Source organism: Streptomyces sp. NPDC047072, assembly GCF_040643855.1.
Lineage (GTDB): Bacteria > Actinomycetota > Actinomycetes > Streptomycetales > Streptomycetaceae > Streptomyces.
The window spans coordinates 1-2,739 of the sequence record NZ_JBEYVC010000349.1 but is presented as its reverse complement, the minus strand read 5'-3'; the positions used below and the strand labels follow the sequence as shown (position 1 = coordinate 2,739).

The following is a 2,739-nucleotide window of genomic DNA, read 5'->3' as shown; positions in this document are numbered from 1 at the left end:
GCACACCCGGCCAGCGCCTGGTGTGCCCTCCAGTTCCATGGACTGGTAGCCGAGGGTGAGGTCGCCGACCTCGGGGTGGTGGAAGGTCTTGCGGCCGTGGGAACGGCCCCTCGGAAGATGCGGACGTTCGTCGAGGCCGCCACCGGCTTTCCCGTGTTCCTGTGCACCACCGCCCTGATCGTGGTCGTGGTCTTCTGGCTGCTGGTCGCCGCCGGTGCCGCGGCCGTGGACAGCTTCGACACGGACGTCGATCTCGATGGTCTGGGCATGGGCGGCGTGCCGGTCACGGTCGCGTTCTCCCTGCTGACGGCGATCGCGTGGCTGTTCGGCGTCGGCGCGGCCCTGACGCTGGCGGTGCTCGCACCGACGGGGACCCTGGCGGGTGTGCTGAGGCTTTTGGTGCCGGTGGCCGCTCTGTTCGTCGCCTGGTGGCTTACGTGCCGGTTCGTCCGGACGCTGCACCGGCTCTTCCCCGACGAACCCGGATCCGCCCGTCGCCCGCCGCACGACCGAGCCGCCTGAACTCACTCTCGCCGGGGACAACTTCCCTCCGACCCACCTGACTTACTGATCCTTGAAGGACGTATGCCATGAATGCCATCACCGTGGGCATCGGTGTGCTCGTCGCCGTCTGCCTGTTCGCCGTCCTCGTCGTCTCCCAGCTGTTCCGCAAGGTGGAGCAGGGCAAGGCGCTGATCGTCTCCAAACTGCGCAAGGTCGATGTGACCTTCACCGGGCAGGTCGTGCTGCCGGTGCTGCACAAGGCCGAGGTGATGGACATCTCGGTGAAGGCCATCGAGATCACCCGGGCCGGCAAGGACGGGCTGATCTGCAAGGACAACATCCGCGCCGACATCCGGATCTCGTTCTTCGTCAAGGTCAACAAGACGGTGGAGGACGTCATCAAGGTCGCCCAGGCGGTCGGCACGGCACGGGCCAGCGACCAGAAGACGCTTCAGGAACTGTTCCACGCGAAGTTCTCCGAGGCGCTGAAGACCGTCGGTAAGCAGCTGGACTTCACCGACCTCTACACCAAGCGCGAGGAACTCAGGTACCGGATCATCGAGGTCATCGGCGTCGACCTCAGCGGCTACCACCTGGAGGACGCGGCGATCGACTACCTCGAGCAGACGCCGCTCACCCAGCTCGACCCCGCCAACGTCCTCGACGCGCAGGGCATCCGGAAGATCACCGAGCTGACGGCCGTGGAGCACGTGCGCACCAACGAGGCGCAGCGCACCGAGGAGAAGGAGATCACCCGGCAGAACGTCGACGCCCGCGAGGCGATCCTGGAGCTGGAGCGCCGGCAGGCGGACGCCGAGATCAAGCAGAGGCGGGAGATCGAGACCGTACGGGCTCGCGAGGAGGCGGAGACCGCGCGGGTGGTGGAGGAGGAGCGGCTTCGGGCGCAGGGCGCGTTCCTGCAGACCGAGGAGCAGCTCGGGGTGCAGCGCGAGAACCAGGCCCGGGAGATCGCCGTCGCCGCGAAGAACCGCGAGCGGGTCATCGCGGTGGAGAGCGAGCGCATCGAGAAGGACCGGCTCCTTGAGGTCATCGCCCGCGAGCGGGAGACCCAGCTGACGCGGATCGCCGCAGAGAAGGAGGTCGAGGCGGAGAAGCGGGAGATCGCCGAGGTCATCCGGGAGCGGGTCGCGGTGGACCGGACCGTCGCCGAGCAGGAGGAGGCCGTCAAGACCCTGCGTGCCGTGGAGGAGGCGGAGCGCGAGCGGCAGGCGGTGATCATCGCCGCAGAGGCCGAGGCGCAGGAGAAGCTGGTCAAGGACATCAAGGCCGCGGAGGCCGCCGAGCAGGCCGCCGTCCACCGCGCCGCCGAGGAACTCACCCTGGCCGAGGCCCGGTTGAAGAGCGCCGACCTCGACGCGCAGGCGAGGCTGAGGCTCGCCGAGGGCGTGCAGGCCGAAGCCGCCGCCGAGGGGCTCGCCGCCGTGCAGGTCCGTGACAAGGAGGCCGAGGTCATCGAGAAGGCCGGCCGTGCCGAGGCTGAGGCGACCCAGGCGCGGATGCGGGCCGAGGCGGAGGGGTCTCGCGCCAAGTCCCTCGCCAAGGCGGAAGGAGCCCGCGCCAGGTCCCTCGCCCAGGCCGAGGGTTCCCGGGCCCAGGCGCTCGCCGAAGCCGAGGGCATCGGCGAGAAGCTGAAGGCGGAGGCCGCCGGACTGACCGAGAAGGCCGCGGCGATGGCCGCGCTGGACGACGCCTCGCGCGGCCACGAGGAGTACCGGCTGCGCCTGGCGGCCGAGAAGGACATCCGGCTCGCCGGTCTTGAGGTGCAGCGGCAGGTCGCCGAGGCACAGGCGACGGTGCTGGCCACCGGCCTGGAGAACGCGGACATCGACATCGTCGGCGGCGACTCGGTCTTCTTCGACCGGCTGGTGGGGGCGGTCGCCCTCGGCAAGGGCGTCGACGGGTTCGTCCAGCACTCCGAGACGGCACAGGCGCTCGCGCGTCCGTGGCTGGACGGCTCGTCGAGCTTCACCGACGACCTGGGCCGGATCCTCGGCCCGGCCTCCACGGCCGACGTCCAGCACCTGACCGTCTCCGCGCTGCTGCTGAAGCTGATGAAGAGCGGCGGCTCGAACGCGGGACAGCTGCAGCAACTCCTGGACAGGGCAGGCGAGCTGGGACTCGCCGAGACCCCGCTCGCCGCCCTCAACGGCCACTCCAAGGGCTGATCGACCCGTGGTGGGCCCCCGCCGGCCCGCGGGGGGCGGGGGCCGGCCC

At 70.2% G+C, this 2,739-nt stretch carries 1 protein-coding gene and 1 pseudogene; one reads left to right on the top strand and one right to left on the bottom strand.

Annotated features, from left to right (window positions below):
* Positions 1–462, bottom strand: a pseudogene (locus ABZ896_RS52500) (hypothetical protein); the annotation flags it as partial.
* Between the two features lie 128 nt (positions 463–590).
* On the opposite strand from ABZ896_RS52500, the gene ABZ896_RS52495 reads away from it, so the two are divergent.
* Complete coding sequence (locus ABZ896_RS52495) at positions 591–2,690, top strand: flotillin family protein (RefSeq protein WP_360946566.1); 2,100 nt, start codon at positions 591–593, stop codon at positions 2,688–2,690.
* Positions 2,691–2,739: the final 49 nt, after the last annotated feature.